The organism is Pelomonas sp. CA6 (assembly GCF_022549225.1).
GTDB lineage: Bacteria > Pseudomonadota > Gammaproteobacteria > Burkholderiales > Burkholderiaceae_C > Roseateles.
Genome location: NZ_JAKZFD010000026.1, coordinates 1 through 2070, shown reverse-complemented (window position 1 = coordinate 2070; position 2070 = coordinate 1). Strand labels below are relative to the sequence as shown.

Genomic DNA, 2070 nt, shown 5'->3' with positions numbered 1-2070 from the left:
TAAGCTCGACTAACCAGTGGTGGCACGCGGTCTTCGGACCCAGTCCACGCGAATGGAATGGAGCCCTGCTGAGCGGTTCGTATCTGGGTCCGCAGCGCCAGGGTACCTGCCAGCGACTGCAACAAGGCCGTCTGTAGAGTGGCAGTCTGTTCTCTGTTCAGCCCTTCGTTCGAGTCGGCGTGTGAAATCCAGATCAATCGGGGTCAGTTCTTGCGGGGGAATTCAATGAGACGGTGTTGACGCGGTGGGCAGTCCCTGTAACTGGTTAGGCCAAATGCTCTCGACTAGCACTCAGCCTCCCGCCGCGTCCGAACCCAAGTACGCGGACGACTTTCCGCCCCAATGACATTTGGTGCAACGCCCGTTCTCGAACACGTGCACGCATTCCGGATACCCGTAAAGACGATGAGCGCACTCTGGGCAAAGCTTGGCCATTTGGGACGACTTGGCGAGATAGCCGCTCCCACACTCGTCGCAGATCAGATCCTGGTCTTCCATCGTCGTTGGGCCTAACGTCGGCGCTCAGCGGGCGGCGAAGCCGTCCGTTGCAGCAAAAGGTTGAACCGCTCTTTGAATCTGCCGCTCATAGCAGGCTCCAAGACATTTGATAGCAGGGGCCGGACTCGTCGTAGCGCCGCTCCCTGTCCAACGGCACCACTTCTGCGCGGGCTCTTTGGGCATGTTCTGGCGTCGGCGCGCGAAGCGTCGCAAGCAGACGCGCGAGCTCATCCCATCGACTGTTTGTGCCCGGATTTCCAGGGTGCGTGTCGGTGCTCGCCGCTCCGGCTTCATATTTGTCATTCCAACTGACAAATATTCGCCATTGCTCTTGCTCAAGGGAAAGCTCCTCGGATCGAACCGGCCACACGAGGAACGTTCCGAGGTAATCGTCCCCGTGCTCATCCCATTGCGAGACAAAGCGGTGAGGCTGTCCATTCACGTTGGCAATTCCGGCGCGTGGACCGTCGTACCACTCGTTCTCAACGAAGACTTGTTCGGGCGGACCGTACTTGAGCATCTGGTGCGCGGAGCGGTTCAACTAGTTATATACCGACAGAAAGTGTCGGATAACACCGGAGGCCGTGCGGTAACGGCTGCGCCATGGCGTGCGTAAGCCACTGTCCCATCTGTTCTTTCTCCCTGTGGCTGTACTTTCATACAGTACTATTTTTAACGGCAAATGCCGCGCCTCTTACATGTGTCCTGAAGGGTTCGCGCGGCGCCCCCTCAGGAGGAAGGCAGGCCGCAATGTTGCCATCTCTTTCGGGTCCAACCGTCCCCCGGGGAACCCTACGTCCTGCGCCGGTCGTAGACCTTCCACCGCTTCGTTCGGTACGTCTGCTCGATCAGATGCGTGAGCGTTGCCGGCTCGTGCACTACAGCCTGCGCACGGAGCGGGCCTATGTTCACTGGGCTCGTGCGTTCATCCGCTTTCATCAGCTCAAGCATCCCGCCGAGATGGGTGGGCCCGAGGTCGAAGCGTTCTTGACCCACCTGGCGTCTGAGCGCCAGCTGTCGCCGTCCAGTCACCGCCAGGCGCTGTCGGCCCTGCTCTTCCTGTACGGCAAGGTGCTGGGTCATCAGCTGCCTTGGATGAAGGACATTGGTCGGCCGGTGCCGAAGCCGCGCCTGCCGGTGGTGCTGAGCCGTGATGAGGGCCAGGCAATCTTGGCGGCGATGTCTGGCGTCCATCGGCTATTGGTCGAGTTGCTGTACGGCACGGGCATGCGCATCTCGGAAGCGCTGGGTCTGCGAGTGAAGGATGTGGATTTCGGCCACCGGGCCATCTATGTCCGCGAGGGTAAGGGCGGCAAGGACCGGGTGGTGATGTTGCCGCAGTCTTTGCTCCCTGCCCTGAGGGGGCAGTTGGGCGAATGCCGGCAGGTCTGGGCCGCCGATGTTGCGCAAGGCCAAGCCGGCGTGGAGATGCCGTATGCCTTGGAGCGGAAGTACCCGCGCGCCGGCGTCAGCTAGGCTTGGTTCTGGGTCTTTCCGCAGGATCACCACTCCACCGACCCGCGCAGCGGCGTCGTGCGCCGGCATCCTCTCTATGACGAGACGTTTCAGCGG

1 protein-coding gene and 1 pseudogene are annotated in these 2070 nt (G+C 61.1%); one reads left to right on the top strand and one right to left on the bottom strand.

Annotated elements, in window-relative coordinates; translation table 11 throughout:
* Positions 1-583 precede the first annotated feature (583 nt).
* Complete coding sequence (locus LZ017_RS21685; protein WP_241399014.1) at positions 584-1018, bottom strand: hypothetical protein; 435 nt, start codon at positions 1016-1018, stop codon at positions 584-586.
* Positions 1019-1350: 332 nt separating this feature from the next.
* Between LZ017_RS21685 and LZ017_RS21680 the strand changes: the two are divergent.
* Positions 1351-2070, top strand: a pseudogene (locus LZ017_RS21680) (integron integrase); the annotation flags it as partial.